Genomic DNA, 14,776 nt, shown 5'->3' with positions numbered 1-14,776 from the left:
AAAGTGATTCGCGTTTCACCCCTTGTCTGGCGCCATCTTCAAAATTCTATACAGCCAGATCGCGCAGATAGCGGCGCAACAGCGTTTCGAGCTTGGCCGCACCTACCGGGGCCATCGTTTTGGTGTGTTCATGGCTGATATGCTCATCGCTCATGCCGGCCGCCATATTGGTAATGGTCGAGATCGCCGCCACTTTCAGCCCTAAAAACCGCGCCAGAATGCATTCGGGCACGGTCGACATGCCCACCGCATCGGCCCCGATAATTTTGAGCGTGCGAATCTCGGCCTTGGTCTCGAAACTCGGGCCGGAATACCAGGCGTAAACGCCTTCAGCCAGGCTCTGGCCCTCGGCCTTTGCGGCGGCCTGCAGGGCGGCGCGCATGGCCGGGTCATAGCAATCGGTCATGTTCACGAAACGCGCATCCGATTTTTCGCCGATCAGCGGGTTGAGGCCGGAAAAGTTGATATGGTCATTCAGCATCATCAAATCGCCGGGGCGGTTTGCGGCCACCAGCGAGCCTGCGGCATTGGTCAGGATCAGCGCCTCGGCGCCCAAAGCGGCCAGCACCTCCAGCGGTTTGCGCATCGCGTCGCCACGCCCGCTTTCATAGTAATGCGCGCGCCCGCCGAACACCGCCACGCGCACGCCCTCAAGCATCCCGATCACCAGCTTCGGGTTATGGCCCGACACGCCCGCATGGGGAAAGCCGGGCAGGTCGGCATAGTCGATCGCCGCGCCCTCCACCGCCTCGGCCAGATGCCCAAGTCCCGAGCCAAGGATCAGCCCCAGCCTGACCGGCGCGGCACCGGCACGCGCGCGAATGGTTTGCAGCAGCGCCTCCATCATCGTTCCTTCACATAGGGCTCGCCACCGGCTTTTGGTGGAATGGCCTTGCCAACGAACCCCGCCAGAATGACCACGGTCAGGATATAGGGCAGGGCCTGCATGAACTGCACCGGCACCACGAACAGCCCGATATCGAGGCTCTGATACTTGTTGGCAATCGCATCGAGCAGCCCGAACAGGAATGTGGCGCCCAGCGCGGGATAGGGGCGCCATTTGGCGAAAATCAGCGCCGCCAGGGCGATAAAGCCCTTGCCCGCGCTCATATCCTTCAGGAACCCCGCCGCCGAGGTGCCAAGGCTCAGATAGGCCCCGGCGACGCCGCATAAAATGCCGCAGATGATTGTTGCCGTATAGCGCAGCCGCACCACGTTGATGCCCGCCGTATCGACCGCTGCCGGGTTTTCACCGACGGCGCGCAGATGCAGTCCAAAACGTGTGCGGTTCAGCACCCACCAGGTAAGCGGCACCATCGCCAGCGCCACATAGACCAGCAGGTTATGGCCCGAGATCAGCTGTTCATAGATCGGCCCGATGACAGGAATGGAATCGCCAAGCGTTTCCGCCCCCGGCAGGGTAATCGATTCAAACCGCGCATGGCCTTGCAACTGCGGGGTCTGCCCGCCCATCCTGAACCAGTTCTGCCCGACCAGCACGGTGGTGCCGGCGGCAAAAAAGTTGATGGCAACGCCCGAAATCAACTGGTTGCCGCGCAGCGTGATCGAGGCCAGCCCATGCACCAGCGACAGCACGACCGAAATGAGGATGCCAAAGAACAGCCCAACCCAGGCCGCGCCCCAGCTCATGCCCCAGCCGCCCTGGTCAATGGGCATGGCGGCCGTGGCCGACATGGCCGCAGCCACAAAGGCCCCGGCCAGCATCTTGCCCTCCAGCCCGATGTCAAAAATGCCCGCGCGTTCGGAATAGAGCCCGGCAAGGCAGGCCAGCAACAGCGGCGCCGACAGGCGCATGGCGGAATCGAGCAGTTGCAGAACGGTCAGAAAATCCATCACGCGCCTCCCTTGCCAAAGCGCAGGAACAGCTTGCTGACCGGAATGCGCACAAGGTTTTCAAGGCTGCCGGTAAACAGAATGACAAGCCCCTGGATAACCACAATCATTTCGCGGCTGATGCCCGGCATTTCAAAGGCCAGCTCCGAGCCGCCTTGGTAAAGGATGCCGAACAGAAAGGCCGCCAGCACCACGCCAAGCGGGTGGTTGCGCCCCATCAGCGCCACGGCAATGCCAACAAATCCGGCGCCCTGCACCGCGTCAAGCACAAGGCGCTCGGCCTCGCCCATCACGGTGTTGATGGCCATCATGCCCGCCAGCGCGCCCGAAATCAGCATGGCGATCATGGTAATTTTCAGCGGCGAGATACCGGCATAAACCGCCGCCCCGTCCGAATGGCCAAAGGCACGGATTTCATAGCCGATGCGGCTTTTCCAGATCAGCAGCCAGACCAGAACACAGGCGATGAGCGCCATGAACAGGCTCACATTCACCGGCGCGTTCCTGTCAAAGGCAATGCCGAACACCGCGAACATATCGTGCAGCGTGGGCAGGCTGGCCCCGGGCGGGAAGCTCGATGATTCCGGGTTGCTGCCCGGCGCCTGCATCGGCCCGACCAGCAGGAAGTTGATGACCGAGGCGGCAATCAGGTTGAACATGATCGTGGTGATGACGATATGGCTGCCGCGCTTGGCCTGCAAATAGGCCGGAATGGCCGCCCAGCCCGCGCCAAACACCATGCCCCCCAACGAGGCGGCCAGCAATGCGATAGACCAGTGCGGCCAGTCAAATGCCAGCGCGACCAGCGCCACGCCAACCCCGGCCATCGCCGCCTGCCCTTCGCCGCCAATGTTGAACAGGCGGGCATGAAAGGCGACGGCGACCGCAAGGCCGGTAAAAATGAAATTGGTGGTGTAATAAAGCGTAAAGCCAATCCCATAGGGTGCAAACGCGCCCTGGATGATCAGCTTCATGGCGCGAAACGGGTCTTCGCCGATGAACACCACAACCAGCCCGGCCACCAGAATGGCCAAAGCAAGGTTGAGCAGCGGAATCAGGATGATATCGGCCCATCTGGGCAGGGTCCGGTTCATGATTTGCCCCCGGCTTCTGGGTTTTTGGCGGCGCCGGCCATCATCAGGCCAAGCTCGCGCTCGTCGGTGTCATCGGGCAGGCGTTCGCCCTGAATGACCCCGTCAAACATCACGATGATCCGGTCCGACAGCGACTGGATCTCGTCAAGCTCGACGCTGACCAGCAAAATCGCCTTGCCCGCATCGCGCAGGTTCACAATCTGCTGGTGGATGAATTCAATCGCGCCAATATCCACCCCGCGCGTGGGCTGGCCCACAAGCAGCACTTCGGGATTGGCCTCGATCTCGCGGGCCACAACGATTTTCTGCTGGTTGCCGCCGGAAAAATTGCTGGCGATCAGGTTTTCATTGGGCGGGCGAATGTCGAAACGTTCGATCTTCTTGCGCGCATCTTCGCGCATGGCGGCCTGATCATGCAGCCCCATCCTGCCCTGAAATTCGGCCTTGTTGTGATAGCCAAGCGCGGTGTTTTCCCAGGCCATGAAGGGCATGACCATGCCACGGCGGTGGCGGTCTTCGGGAATATGGCCAATGCCTCGGCTGCGCCGCATCCCTGCATTGGCCTTTGGCGAAAGGTCGATCAGCGCGCCATTGACGCGGATTTCGCCCGAAGTCGCGGCGCGAAAGCCACCCAGCACTTCCAGCAATTCCGACTGGCCGTTGCCCGCAACCCCGGCAATGCCCAGAATTTCGCCCGTGCGCAGCGTGAAGTTCACATCTTTCAGCTTCTTCACGCCCTGGCTGTCGGTCACGTTCAGCCCCTTCACCTCCAGCACCACATCGCCCGGCTTGGCAGGGGTTTTGGCAACCTCCAGCAACACGCGCCGCCCGACCATTTTTTCGGCCAGATCGGCGGGGCTGGTGGTGCTTGTCGGGATGGTTTCTGTCATCTCGCCGCGGCGCATAACAGAAACGGAATCGGTCGCATCCATGATCTCGCGTAGCTTGTGGGTGATCAGGATGATGGTTTTGCCCTGGTCCTTGAGGTTGCGCAGAATGCGGAACAGGTGGTCGGCCTCGGCGGGGGTCAGCACGCCGGTCGGCTCGTCCAATATCAGAATATCGGCCTGTCGATACAGCGCCTTCAGAATTTCCACGCGCTGCTGGAAGCCGACAGACAGTTCGCCGACAATCGCATCGGGGTCAACATCCAGTTCAAACTCTTCGGCCAGTTGTTTCAGCGTGGCGCGGGCCTTGGCCAGCGATGGCCGCAAAAGCCGGCCTTCCTCGGCGCCCATCACCACGTTTTCAAGCACGGTGAAGGGTTCAACCAGCATGAAATGCTGATGCACCATGCCAATGCCAGCGGCAATCGCGGCATGGCTGTCGGTAATGTTGACCTTGTTGCCATTGATGAACACCTCGCCCGCATCGGCCTTGTAAAAGCCGTAGAGGATGGACATCAGCGTTGATTTTCCCGCGCCATTCTCGCCCACAATCCCGTGGATCGAGCCTTTGGCGACGGTCATCGAAATATCTTTGTTCGCCTTCACCGGCCCGAAGGATTTTGAAATTCCCTTCAGCTGGATGGCGGGTGGAGTTGGGGCGGCCGAATCCGACCGCCCCGCTTCCGTGTTTTCTGCAACACGCACGAATATGTCCTTACTGCACTGGGCAGGACATATCGCTCTCGTAGTTATGCACAACAATCGACCCGTCGATGATGCCGGCGGATGCAGCATCAACCGCGGCCTGCATTTCAGGGGTGATCAGTGCGGCATTGTTTTCGTCCATCGCATAACCGACACCGTTTTCGGCAAGGCCAAGCACAACAACACCCGAGGTGAACTCGCCGTTCTGCACGTCCATGAATGCGTCATAAACAGCCACGTCAACGCGCTTCAGCATCGAGGTCAGCACCGAACCGGGGAACATGCCGTTCTGGTTGCTGTCAACGCCAATGCCCAGAATGCCGGCATCGGCGGCGGCCTGCAGAACGCCACGGCCTGTGCCGCCGGCTGCATGGTAAACAACATCAGCGCCCGATTCGATCTGGCCCATTGTCAGCTCGCCGCCGCGCACGGGGTCGTTCCAGGCTGCGCCGGTCGTGCCGGTCATATTGGCAATCACGGTGGCGTCGGGGTTGGTTGCAAGCACGCCCTGTGCATAGCCGCACGAGAATTTCTGGATCAGCGGAATATCCATGCCGCCGACAAAGCCGACCACGCCGGATTTCGAGGCCATCGCGGCCAGAACGCCGACCAGATAGCTGCCTTCCTGCTCGTTGAACACGACCGAGCGCACATTGTCGCCTTCAACAACCGAATCCACGATCACGAAGTTGGTGTCGGGAAATTCGGGTGCAACCGTTGCCAGAGCGGTGCCATAGGAAAAGCCGGTCACAACCACGGGGTTGTTGCCGGCCTGTGCAAAGCGGCGCAGCGCCTGTTCGCGCTGGGCGTCGGACTGCAATTCGAACTCACGATATTCGATGCCGGTTTCATCGGCGAAACGCTGCGCGCCGGTATAGGCAGATTCGTTGAAGGATTTGTCGAACTTGCCGCCCAGATCATAGATGATCGCGGGGTTGGCCTGTGCGTTTGCCAGTGTTGCGGCACCCATAAGTGCGGCTGCGCCCAGCAGGGTTTTGGTGAATTTCATGACTCTCTCCGTGTTATGCAGACCGCTGCCATTTGGATGATGGTGCGGCGCGGCTGCTATGTTCTAAAGGCAACAGTAAACGGGGCCGAATGCAAGCAGTCAATGAAAACTTGACCAATTGGTCTAATATCTCAGAGCGGGCGGTGCAGAATTAGGGCGTCTACCGCCGTTTTATCGGGTGAAATGTAATATTTGGGGCGGATTCCCGCCGCGCCATAGCCTGACGCCGCGTAAAGCGCGCGGGCCGGGCTGTTGTTTGCCGCCACTTCCAGAAACACCTGTCGCACGCCAAGGCTGTGCAGGCGGCTATGCAGGGCCGCAAGCAACCGCCAGCCAGCCCCCTGATTCTGTGATTCGGGGGCAATGCAGATGGTCAGAAGCTCGGCTTCATCCAGCGCGATCCGCGCTATGGCAAAGCCATGTGCGCCATGCTCGACCACGCAGGCCGGGTCGGCCAGCAGGGTGGCAAAGGCGGCGGCGCTCCAGGGGGGCGGGGTGGTGAAGCAGCGCGCGTGCAGGGCGGCAAGTGTTGCCGCATCGGGCGGCATGTCAGCCAGCGTCCAGTATAACGGGCGGTGCATCGGCGCCCGGTGCTGCATCGGCGGCACGCAAGTAAAGCGGCGCGGGCGCGGCACTGGCCGTGCCCATTCGCGCCAGCACCAGCAGCCCCATCCGGTGCAAATCGGGCGCAGTGGCCTCGGGTGCCAAGCTCGCTTCAATCACTTCGGGCTCAGCCGTGGCCACGCCATGCTCGAAATGCTGCTGATAGGCATGGCCGCGCCCGGCGGGCAGGGTGATTATGGCCTGGCCCTTGGCGGGCGCGCGCATTTCCAGCGCGGTAATCCCCACAGCCGGAATGCCCAGCGCCAGCGCCAGCCCGCGCGCGGCCGATACGCCCATCCGCAGCCCGGTAAAATTGCCGGGGCCGATGCCCACGCCAAGCGCGGCAAGGTCAGCCCAGACCAGCCCTTCGCCTGCCAGCAGCTCTTCCAGCAGCGGCAACAGGCGTTCGGCCTGCCCGGTTTTCATCGGCTCGATGCGTTGGGCCAAAAGCTGCTCGCCACATAAAATTGCAGCCGCACAATGCGCGGCTGCGGTGTCGAATACCAGTATATGCGGTTGGTCAGGCGGCAACGGGCCGCACCTCGACCACCTCGGGAATGTAGTGGCGCAGCAGGTTTTCAATGCCCATTTTCAGCGTCATGGTCGAGCTTGGGCACCCGGCGCAAGCGCCCTGCATATGCAGATAGACAATTCCACGGTCAAAGCCATGAAAGGTGATGTCGCCGCCATCCTGCGCCACGGCCGGGCGCACGCGTGTGTCCAGCAATTCCTTGATCTGGTTGACGATTTCACCATCCGGCCCGTCATGCACCGCATGGCCGACCGTGCCGCTTTCATCGCCCAGCACCGGCTGGCCCGATTGGAAATGCTCCATGATCGCGCCCAGAATGCCGGGTTTGATATGCGCCCATTCCACGCCATCGGCCTTGGTCACGGTTACAAAATCGGGGCCGAAGAATACGCCAGTCACATTGCCGGTGGCGAAGATGCGCGCCGCCAGCGGCGAGGCTTCGGCCGCCGCCTCATTGGGAAAATCGGCCGTGCCAGCGGCCAGAACAGACTGGCCGGGCAGGAATTTCAGCGTGGCGGGGTTGGGGGTTGATTCGGTCTGGATAAACATGGTGCCTCCGGGGTTGCCGGTAATCTGGTGGTTCCGAGTAAAAAAGTCAAGTTATTTAGAACGATTCCAGACTACGAAACCGCGATGATCGCTTCCTTGGTCATTCCGCCCGGCACAATGGTTACGGGAATGGGCATATCGCCGCCCTGCCGCCCGACAAGCTGTGTCACCAGCGGCCCCGGCCCGTCGCCCGAAACGCCGGCGCCCAGCACCAGAACACCCACTTCCGGGTCTTCCTTGATCTGGTCCATCACCTCTTTGGCCTTGTCGCCTTCGCGGATCACAAGCTCGGGCGAAATGCCTTCCTTGTCGCGCATCCATTTGGCAAAAACCTCGAAATGCGCCTCGATCCTTTCGCGCGCTTCGGCGCGCATCGCCTCGCCTACGCCCAGCCAGTGCTGGAATTCTTCGGGCGAGATGATGCCCAGAATCTCGACCGCGCCGCCGGTTTTGCGCGCACGAATGGCGGCATAACGCAGCGCGTTCAAAAACTCGGGGCTTTCGTCCATGACGACCAGAAACTTGCGCAAAATACCCTCGCTTAGGTTGATGGAGGCGCAGATTGCCCGAAACCGCGCCATTGCGCAACGGGCGATGCAAATCCGGGCAGGGCGCGGCTTATAGTTACAATGTAACCGCAAAAACGTGCAAAAACGCGCCATTCAGGCGCATTTAGGGTGCATTTCAGGCGCATTTAGGGTGCTTTAGGCACAAAAAGCCCGCCTTTTGGGCGGGCTTTCCGGTTAATGCAGGCTTAACCTTCGATGGCCGGGGCCGAGGCCTTGCCGCGGGTTTCGATCTTGATCGAACGCGGTTTCAGCGCCTCGGGCACTTCGCGGACCAGGTCGACATGCAGCAGGCCGTTTTCGGTTGTGGCCCCGGTGGCGCGGACATGGTCGGCAAGCTGGAAGCGTTTTTCAAAGGCGCGGTTGGCAATGCCCTGATGCAGGTAGCTGCGGGCATTGGCGCCGTCTTCCTCTTCCTTGCGGCCTGTCACCACAAGCTGCCCGTCGCGGGCCTCGATCGAAAGCTCGTCTTCGGTGAAGCCGGCCACGGCGATGGAAATGCGATAGGCATCCTCGCCGGTTTTTTCGATGTTATACGGGGGGTAGCCGTTCTGGTTGCCATCCAGGCGGGTGACAGAGTCGAGCATATTGGCCAAACGGTCAAAGCCGACGGTGGAACGGTAAAGGGGGGTCAGATCAAAAGTGCGCATGGTATCCTCCATAAGAAGCGACACGATAAGTGGCCGTCATGTGACCGGCCGGTTGGTTTGCCGGGCCCATTCTGGCGCCCGGTGCTAAAGATTTAGGCAGGGTTTTCGGCGCGTCAAGAGGGGCTGCGCAAATTCACGGGTTTGTGCGGCCAAGCTGTTCGGCAAGGCTTTGGGCCTGTGCAGGGCGAAACATGATGCCGCCCGGTGCCGCGCGCAGAAGCGGCAGCAGCACCGCCATTGCCGGGCCGATTTCGGCCCCGGCGGAAACCTGGTCGCCCCCCCATTGCCCGATGGCCGAGATCAGCCCGACCATTTGCAGCCTGCCGCCCACATTGGCCAGAATGGGCGCACCCGATGCCCCCGGCCCGGCGCTGCACGAAAGCAACAGCGCGCCGGATTCGCGTGCGACGATGGCGCAATCTTCCTCGATCGAGGGGGCATTGGCGCGGTCGACAGCATAGGAGATGACCGAAACCGCAAGACTGTCCGGCGCATGATCGGAAATATCCAGCGGGGCAACGCCGCCGGTATTTACAGGCAGATCAAGCTCGATGATCGCAATATCGCGTGCCAGCCGATAGGCCCAATCCTGCCCGGAAAGCTGGAATTCGGGGTGGATGGCGAAGCGTTTGGCGCGCCGATAGGCGGCGGCACCACCATTGCGCCAGCCGGGCTGAAACTCGATCGCCTCTGGCGGATAGGCCACGCCGTCCGATCTGAAAAGGCAATGCGCGGCGGTCAGCACCAACCGGTCGCTGACAAGCGTGGCTGAACACAGCGCGGTGCCATTGCCGATGGACAGCCGCCCCACGGCCTGCCACTGGCGCGCGGCATCGGCGCTGGTCAGGCTGCGCAGCGGGGTTTGCGCGGCCAGCGGGGCGGCAGCGGCACACAAAGCAAGCAGGGTAAGAATGCGCAACATAACGCCCGTTATACGCCCCCTGCCAACAAGGCGGCAACGCTATTTCGCGCGCCTGTCCAGGTGGTAGCGCAGCGCGTCAAGCACCATCCGGGCGATGATGGCTTTGGGCAGGGCGGCGGCATGGGCAAAACCCGCCGCGCGGTTGTCGATGAATTCGACGCCCGAAAAAACCTCGCGCCATACGGTGACAAGCGTTGTGGTGCAGGGCACATAAAGCAACGCGTGGCTGGGGCTGGCGCCAATGCGCAGCGTGGTGCCGATGCGGGGTTTGCGCGGCAAATAGGCGGGCTGGCCCCATTTGAGGCATTCATCCAGCCCACCGAGTTCGGGCATGGCTTGCGCGGTTTCAAGCACAAGCGCGCGCAGGGCCAGCGCGCGGGTCTGCCCCTCGGGGGGGAGAGCATCATAGGCGGCTTGGATTGCGGGTGCGGGCATAGGCTAGCCTTCTGCGGCAAGTAATTGCGGCGGTTTCGGCCCGCCTGTTGCCCAGTCGAGCAGCTCGGCCGTATGCACAACGGGAATGCCGGTTTTCGCGCCGATCTGCATCATGCAGCCGATATTGCCGGCGGCAATGACATCGGGGCGGATGGCGGTCAGCGTGGAGACCTTGCGCCGCCCAAGCTCGGCCGCGATTTCGGGTTGCAGCAGGTTATAGGTGCCCGCCGAGCCACAGCACAAATGGCTGTCGGCGGGTTCCAGCACGGTGAAACCGGCGCTGCGCAGCAAATCCTTTGGCGCGGCGGTAATGCGCTGGCCGTGTTGCAGCGAACAGGCAGCATGGTAGCCGACGCGCAGCGGCGGGGCAAAGGCCTGGCCAAGGCCGATTTCGGCCATGACCTCGGTAATGTCGCGGGCAAGGGCGGCAATGCGGGCGGCGGGTTCGGCCAGTTCGGTGCCTTCAAACATGATGCCATAATCCTTGATCGTCGTGCCACAGCCCGATGTGGTGATGACCATCGCATCCAGCCCGCCCGTTGCAATTTCGGCCATGAAGGCGCGGATATTGGCGGCAGCGAGCGCGTGGCTTTCCTTGCCGCGCCCCATATGATGGGTGAGCGCGCCGCAGCAGCCCATGCCTTTGGGGATGACCACATCGGCCCCGTGGCGGGTAAGCAGGCGGATGGCGGCGGCAGAGATATCGGTGTTGACGGCACGCTGCGCACAACCGGTGAGGAGCGCGACGCGCATCCGCCTGGGGGCGGTGGCGGCATGGGTCTGCGGGTCTTCATGCCGGGCGCGGGGCGGGATGGATTTGGGGGCAAATGCGACCATGCCCTTAAGGCGGCCGGGCAGGAACCGCGCGATGGGGCGGGCCAGCCATGCGCCTAAAATCGCAGCGCGAAAGCGGTTCGGATAGGGTAGGATTTTGGCCAGAATGAAGCGCAGCGCCCGGTCGGGGAGTTTGCGCTTGTGCGTGGCCTCGATATGCGCGCGGGCATGGTCGAGCAGGTGCATGTAATCCACCCCGCTGGGGCAGGTGGTGGTGCAGGCAAGGCAGCCCAAACACCGGTCGATATGCGTAACGAGCCTGGGGTCGGCGGCGCGGCCGGCCTCAAGCATGTCCTTGATCAGGTAGATGCGCCCGCGCGGGCTGTCAAGCTCGTCGCCCAGAACCTGATAGCTGGGGCAGGTGGCGGTGCAAAACCCGCAATGCACGCAGGCGCGCAGGGCTTTCTCCGAGCGCGCGGTGATCGGGTCGGCAAGCTGTTCCGGGGTGAAACTGGTTTGCATGTCAGGCCATTCTTGCAGGGTTGAAGAGCGATTTCGGGTCGAATTTTTGCCGGAGCGCGGCGGCAAGCGCGGCATTGGCCGCAGGTTCGGGGTGGAAGGCCCGGGCGTGCCTGTTCATGCGCGTGGCATGGCCCTCGTGCGGCAATGCGGCGCGCAGATCGGCGGTGTCGGGTGCAACGGCCCAGACAAGACCGCCGGCCCAGTCATAGGCAATGCGGCTGGCCCCCGCGGCGCGCAGGGCAGCGCCGGTGGCGGCACCAAAGCTGGGGCGGGTGGAGATACGCCAGAGCGTTTCGCCCTGTGCCGGGGCAAGCCGGGGCAGCGCGCGGGCGGCTTGCCAGTCGTGTTCGGCCAGCGCGAATTGCGGCAGCAGCTTTTGCAGGGCGGCGGCGCGGGCCTGCACGCTGGCGGCAAAGCCTTCAAGGCGCAGCAGGGTGACGCCCGCGCCATGCTGCGCGGCGGAAACATCATAGGGCGTGGCAAGCGCGGCGGTGAGCGCGGCAATCGCGGCACCATCCTCCAGCCCCTCGGCGCGCAGGGTGAGGGTGGTTTGCGGCGCGGGCAGAAGTTTCAGCGCGACCTCGGTGATCAGCCCCAATGTGCCGTGGCTGCCGCAGAGCAGGCGCGTGGTGTCATAGCCGGTGACGTTTTTCATGACCCGCCCGCCCGCGCGGTGGATCTGGCCCAACCCGTCGATGAAGCTCAGGCCAAGGGCGGCATCGCGGCACGCCCCCGCTGCAATGCGCCGCGCGCCGGAGGCATTGGCCGCGACCACGCCGCCGATGGTGGAGGCCCCGCTGCGGCCAAGGGCGGCGCCGGGCAGGATGGGCTCAAACGGCAATATCTGGTTGTTTTCGGCGAGCGCGGCCTCGACCGCGGCCAAAGGCGTGCCCGCGCGGGCGATGATGGTCAGCGCGGCGGGGTCGTAATGGGTGATGCCGGTCAGGCTTTCGGTGGAGATCGGCGTGCCGGTATCCGGGCCAATGGCGCGCGTGCCACCACCGGAAATATTCAGCGGGCCGGTGGCGGATCTGATCTGCGCGACAAGGGATTCAACGCTCATGCGCGGCGGCTTTCGGTCAGCGCGAGCGGGAAAACCTTGCCGGGGTTGAGCAGCCAGCCGGGGTCGAACACGTCTTTGATGTGCAGTTGCAGGGTCAACTCGGCCTCGGTGAACTGGGTGAGCATCAACTCGCGTTTTTCAACGCCCACGCCATGCTCGCCGGTCAGGCAGCCGCCAGCGGCCACACAGGCGCGCAGAATGTCGGCGCCAAGGGCTTCGGCCTTTTCAAGCTCGCCCTGCTGGTTGGCATTGAACAGGATGAGCGGGTGCATATTGCCATCGCCCGCATGAAAGACATTGCCGACGGCAAGGCCGTATTCCGCGCTGAGGCTTTCGATTTTCTCAAGCATATCAGGCAGTTCACTAATGGGGATGGTGCCGTCTAAACACATATAATCGTTGATCTGCCCCATTGCCCCGAAGGCGGCCTTGCGGCCCTTCCAGATATTCGCGCTTTCCGCCGCCGATTTGCTTTGGCGGATTTCGGCAGGGTTCAGCGCCGTGGCAATCGCGGCAATGCGCGCGAGTTGCGCGTCGATCTCGGCATCCGAACCCTCGACCTCGACAATCAGCAATGCGGCAACATCGGGATAGCCCGCACCGGCAAAATCCTCGGTGGCGCGAATGACCGTGCGGTCCATATATTCAATGGCAACAGGCAGGATTCCGGCGCGGATGATATTGGCAACGCATTGGCCAGCGACCTTGGGTTCATCAAAGCCGATCAGCACCGGGCGCGCGCCTTCGGGTTTGTGCAGGATGCGCAAGGTCGCCTCGGTCACAACACCAAGCTGGCCCTCCGAGCCGCAGATGAGGCCGAGCAGGTCAAGGCCGGGCGCATCCAGATGGCCGCCGCCAAGCGTAACGATCGTGCCATCCATCAGCACCATCGTCACGCCAAGCAGGTTTTGCGTGGTCACCCCGTATTTGAGGCAATGCGCCCCGCCCGAATTCATGGCGATATTGCCGGCAATGGCGCAGGCAAGCTGCGAGGACGGGTCGGGCGCATAGAAAAACCCAAGCGGTTCAACCGCGCCGGTGACAGACAGGTTCGTGCGCCCGGTCTGCACGCGGATGATGCGGTCGGTCGTCGAGATTTCCAGCACCTCGGTAAGGCGGGCCACGCCAAGCACCACGCTATCGGCCGAGGGCAGCGCGCCACCGGCCAGCGATGTGCCCGCCCCGCGCGGCACGACCGGCACGCCGAAAGACTGGCAGATTTTCAGCGCGTCCGACACGGCTTGCGTGGAGCGCGGCAGCACCACGGCCATCGGCGCGCAGCGATAGGCGGCGAGCGCGTCGCATTCATAGGCATGGGTTTCACGCGCATCGTCGATGACGCAATCATCGCCCAAAGCGCGTCGCAGGGCGGCCACAATGGCGGGCTTTTGCGCAAGCAGCGCGGCTTTGGGCGGGGGCATGTGCATATGTGCGGCCTTATTCGTGGTTTGGGCCAAGTGTATGGGCTGGCCCGCGCCTTGAACAGGGGCAAAGCGGAGTTGGCGGCGAGGCCCCGGATCAGGTCCGGGGCGGCGGCAGGGGTGACGCAATCTTAAGCGCAGTCACATGCGCCATGAATGACCGAATGTTTTTTTTATGGGCCGCCTTTCAAGGCTCTGCGTCCATCGCCATTCCTGCTAGACCTTCGGCTTAGATATCGCGCGGTAGCGGGGGGCGAAAAATGCCGAGAAGGCTTTCACCTCGGGGCGGCGATAGGCTTCGGGCGAGATGAGTAGCCATGTCGCCGATTCAGTGCCTTCGGGTGGTGGAAAACAGCGCAGCAGTGCGCCGTAATCATTGGCAAGCGAGGTTGGGACCGCGCCAAGCCCGAACCCGGCCATGATGGCGGTGATCACACCCTCGATATCGGAACACTGCGAGGCGATTTGGCCCGGCGCGATTTGCTTGCGCAGCAGGTCATTGAGCGGGCTTGAGCGGGTCGCATCCGGGCCGGCGCGTAGGTCACTGCCCAAAAGAACAAAGTGGTGGCGCGCCAAATCATCCATGCTTGTGGGCAGGCCGTGGCGGTCGGCATAGGATTGGGTGCCGTAGAGCGCGCTTGTGGCGGTTGTAAGCTTGGTGCAGATCAGCCGTTCATCATCAACCTTTGTGGCAAATCGGATGGCGATATCGGCTTCACCTGCAACCAGATCCAGCACTTTGTAGCTGGAGATCAGCTCGAAATGCACACCGGGATTGGTGGCGCTGAACTCCGACAGGATGGCGGCGAAATTGGCCGAAAAATTCACGCGCGGGGCGGTGATGCGGATGGGTTTGGTTTCGGCATGGCGCAGCTTGTCGGCCTGATGCGCAAAGCTATCGGCAGCGCTGGCAATGGCGGTGGCATGGGCGTGCAGGTCCTTGGCGGCGGTGGTGGGTTTGAAGCCGCGTGTATCGCGCTCGAACAAGGTGAGCTTGAGCGCGTGTTCAAGCGCGTCGATCCGGCGCGCGACGGTCGGCTGCGACATGGCAAGCTGCTTGGAGGCGGCCAAGGTCGAGCCGGACTGGTAAACCGCGAGGAAGACCAGAATATCGGACCAATTATAGGGCGCGCTATTCATATTTGTATAACAGCACAACTTTGGCGCGGATACCAGCGCGGCGTTGGGCG

Annotated in this window: 16 protein-coding genes; all 16 read right to left on the bottom strand. The window is 62.7% G+C overall.

Annotation, left to right across the window (positions count from 1 at the left end):
- Nucleotides 1–46 precede the first annotated feature (46 nt).
- Nucleotides 47–847, bottom strand: coding sequence for a purine-nucleoside phosphorylase (locus tag LGT41_RS01965; protein ID WP_274128336.1), 801 nt, complete (start codon nucleotides 845–847; stop codon nucleotides 47–49).
- Nucleotides 844–1,854, bottom strand: a complete 1,011-nt coding sequence (locus LGT41_RS01960) for an ABC transporter permease (RefSeq protein WP_274128334.1) — start codon at nucleotides 1,852–1,854, stop codon at nucleotides 844–846. The genes LGT41_RS01965 and LGT41_RS01960 overlap by 4 nt, the downstream gene beginning before the upstream one ends.
- Nucleotides 1,854–2,948, bottom strand: coding sequence for an ABC transporter permease (locus LGT41_RS01955; RefSeq protein ID WP_274128332.1), 1,095 nt, complete (start codon nucleotides 2,946–2,948; stop codon nucleotides 1,854–1,856). The genes LGT41_RS01960 and LGT41_RS01955 overlap by 1 nt, the downstream gene beginning before the upstream one ends.
- Nucleotides 2,945–4,540 (bottom strand): ABC transporter ATP-binding protein, encoded by a 1,596-nt coding sequence (locus LGT41_RS01950; RefSeq protein WP_274128330.1) that lies wholly within the window; start codon nucleotides 4,538–4,540, stop codon nucleotides 2,945–2,947. Before LGT41_RS01950 ends, LGT41_RS01955 begins: the two co-directional genes overlap by 4 nt.
- Nucleotides 4,541–4,550: 10 nt before the next feature.
- On the bottom strand, nucleotides 4,551–5,549 hold the full coding sequence (locus tag LGT41_RS01945) for a BMP family lipoprotein (RefSeq protein WP_274128328.1): 999 nt from the start codon (nucleotides 5,547–5,549) through the stop codon (nucleotides 4,551–4,553).
- A 131-nt stretch (nucleotides 5,550–5,680) separates the two neighbouring features.
- Nucleotides 5,681–6,130: a GNAT family N-acetyltransferase gene (locus tag LGT41_RS01940; protein WP_274128327.1), complete on the bottom strand. Its 450-nt coding sequence runs from the start codon at nucleotides 6,128–6,130 to the stop codon at nucleotides 5,681–5,683.
- A complete protein-coding gene (tsaB, locus tag LGT41_RS01935) occupies nucleotides 6,099–6,683 on the bottom strand; it encodes a tRNA (adenosine(37)-N6)-threonylcarbamoyltransferase complex dimerization subunit type 1 TsaB (RefSeq protein WP_274128325.1) in 585 nt (194 codons plus the stop codon). The genes LGT41_RS01940 and tsaB overlap by 32 nt, the downstream gene beginning before the upstream one ends.
- Nucleotides 6,673–7,233 carry a NifU family protein gene (locus LGT41_RS01930; protein ID WP_274128323.1) on the bottom strand — a complete coding sequence of 187 codons (561 nt, stop codon included), beginning with the start codon at nucleotides 7,231–7,233 and terminating at the stop codon, nucleotides 6,673–6,675. Before LGT41_RS01930 ends, tsaB begins: the two co-directional genes overlap by 11 nt.
- Nucleotides 7,234–7,304: 71 nt before the next feature.
- Complete coding sequence (locus LGT41_RS01925) at nucleotides 7,305–7,763, bottom strand: universal stress protein (protein ID WP_274128321.1); 459 nt, start codon at nucleotides 7,761–7,763, stop codon at nucleotides 7,305–7,307.
- Between the two features lie 224 nt (nucleotides 7,764–7,987).
- Complete coding sequence (locus LGT41_RS01920) at nucleotides 7,988–8,449, bottom strand: Hsp20 family protein (protein ID WP_274128319.1); 462 nt, start codon at nucleotides 8,447–8,449, stop codon at nucleotides 7,988–7,990.
- A gap of 133 nt (nucleotides 8,450–8,582) precedes the next feature.
- Nucleotides 8,583–9,371 carry a trypsin-like serine peptidase gene (locus tag LGT41_RS01915; RefSeq protein WP_274128317.1) on the bottom strand — a complete coding sequence of 263 codons (789 nt, stop codon included), beginning with the start codon at nucleotides 9,369–9,371 and terminating at the stop codon, nucleotides 8,583–8,585.
- 39 nt (nucleotides 9,372–9,410) lie between these two features.
- Nucleotides 9,411–9,806, bottom strand: coding sequence for a hypothetical protein (locus tag LGT41_RS01910; protein WP_274128316.1), 396 nt, complete (start codon nucleotides 9,804–9,806; stop codon nucleotides 9,411–9,413).
- Nucleotides 9,807–9,809: 3 nt separating this feature from the next.
- A complete protein-coding gene (glcF, locus tag LGT41_RS01905; RefSeq protein ID WP_274128315.1) occupies nucleotides 9,810–11,102 on the bottom strand; it encodes a glycolate oxidase subunit GlcF in 1,293 nt (430 codons plus the stop codon).
- Between the two features lies 1 nt (nucleotide 11,103).
- Nucleotides 11,104–12,165 carry an FAD-binding protein gene (locus LGT41_RS01900; RefSeq protein ID WP_274128314.1) on the bottom strand — a complete coding sequence of 354 codons (1,062 nt, stop codon included), beginning with the start codon at nucleotides 12,163–12,165 and terminating at the stop codon, nucleotides 11,104–11,106.
- A complete protein-coding gene (locus LGT41_RS01895) occupies nucleotides 12,162–13,592 on the bottom strand; it encodes an FAD-linked oxidase C-terminal domain-containing protein (protein WP_274128312.1) in 1,431 nt (476 codons plus the stop codon). The genes LGT41_RS01900 and LGT41_RS01895 overlap by 4 nt, the downstream gene beginning before the upstream one ends.
- A 210-nt stretch (nucleotides 13,593–13,802) precedes the next feature.
- On the bottom strand, nucleotides 13,803–14,726 hold the full coding sequence (locus LGT41_RS01890; RefSeq protein ID WP_274128311.1) for a LysR family transcriptional regulator: 924 nt from the start codon (nucleotides 14,724–14,726) through the stop codon (nucleotides 13,803–13,805).
- Nucleotides 14,727–14,776 lie beyond the last annotated feature (50 nt).

The sequence above is a fragment of the Abyssibius alkaniclasticus genome (assembly GCF_020447305.1).
GTDB classification, from domain to species: Bacteria; Pseudomonadota; Alphaproteobacteria; order Rhodobacterales; family Rhodobacteraceae; genus Abyssibius; species Abyssibius alkaniclasticus.
Note: the sequence above shows the minus strand (reverse complement) of the source record. Positions and strands in the feature narration are given on the sequence as shown.

Coding starts and splice junctions, on each gene's coding strand:
- LGT41_RS01965 (WP_274128336.1), bottom strand. CDS start 847: ATGATGGAGGCGCTGCTGCAAACCATTCGCGCGCGTGCCGGTGCCGCG.
- LGT41_RS01960 (WP_274128334.1), bottom strand. CDS start 1,854: ATGGATTTTCTGACCGTTCTGCAACTGCTCGATTCCGCCATGCGCCTG.
- LGT41_RS01955 (WP_274128332.1), bottom strand. CDS start 2,948: ATGAACCGGACCCTGCCCAGATGGGCCGATATCATCCTGATTCCGCTG.
- LGT41_RS01945 (WP_274128328.1), bottom strand. CDS start 5,549: ATGAAATTCACCAAAACCCTGCTGGGCGCAGCCGCACTTATGGGTGCC.
- LGT41_RS01940 (WP_274128327.1), bottom strand. CDS start 6,130: ATGCACCGCCCGTTATACTGGACGCTGGCTGACATGCCGCCCGATGCG.
- LGT41_RS01930 (WP_274128323.1), bottom strand. CDS start 7,233: ATGTTTATCCAGACCGAATCAACCCCCAACCCCGCCACGCTGAAATTC.
- LGT41_RS01920 (WP_274128319.1), bottom strand. CDS start 8,449: ATGCGCACTTTTGATCTGACCCCCCTTTACCGTTCCACCGTCGGCTTT.
- LGT41_RS01915 (WP_274128317.1), bottom strand. CDS start 9,371: ATGTTGCGCATTCTTACCCTGCTTGCTTTGTGTGCCGCTGCCGCCCCG.
- LGT41_RS01910 (WP_274128316.1), bottom strand. CDS start 9,806: ATGCCCGCACCCGCAATCCAAGCCGCCTATGATGCTCTCCCCCCCGAG.
- glcF (WP_274128315.1), bottom strand. CDS start 11,102: ATGCAAACCAGTTTCACCCCGGAACAGCTTGCCGACCCGATCACCGCG.
- LGT41_RS01900 (WP_274128314.1), bottom strand. CDS start 12,165: ATGAGCGTTGAATCCCTTGTCGCGCAGATCAGATCCGCCACCGGCCCG.
- LGT41_RS01895 (WP_274128312.1), bottom strand. CDS start 13,592: ATGCACATGCCCCCGCCCAAAGCCGCGCTGCTTGCGCAAAAGCCCGCC.
- LGT41_RS01890 (WP_274128311.1), bottom strand. CDS start 14,726: ATGAATAGCGCGCCCTATAATTGGTCCGATATTCTGGTCTTCCTCGCG.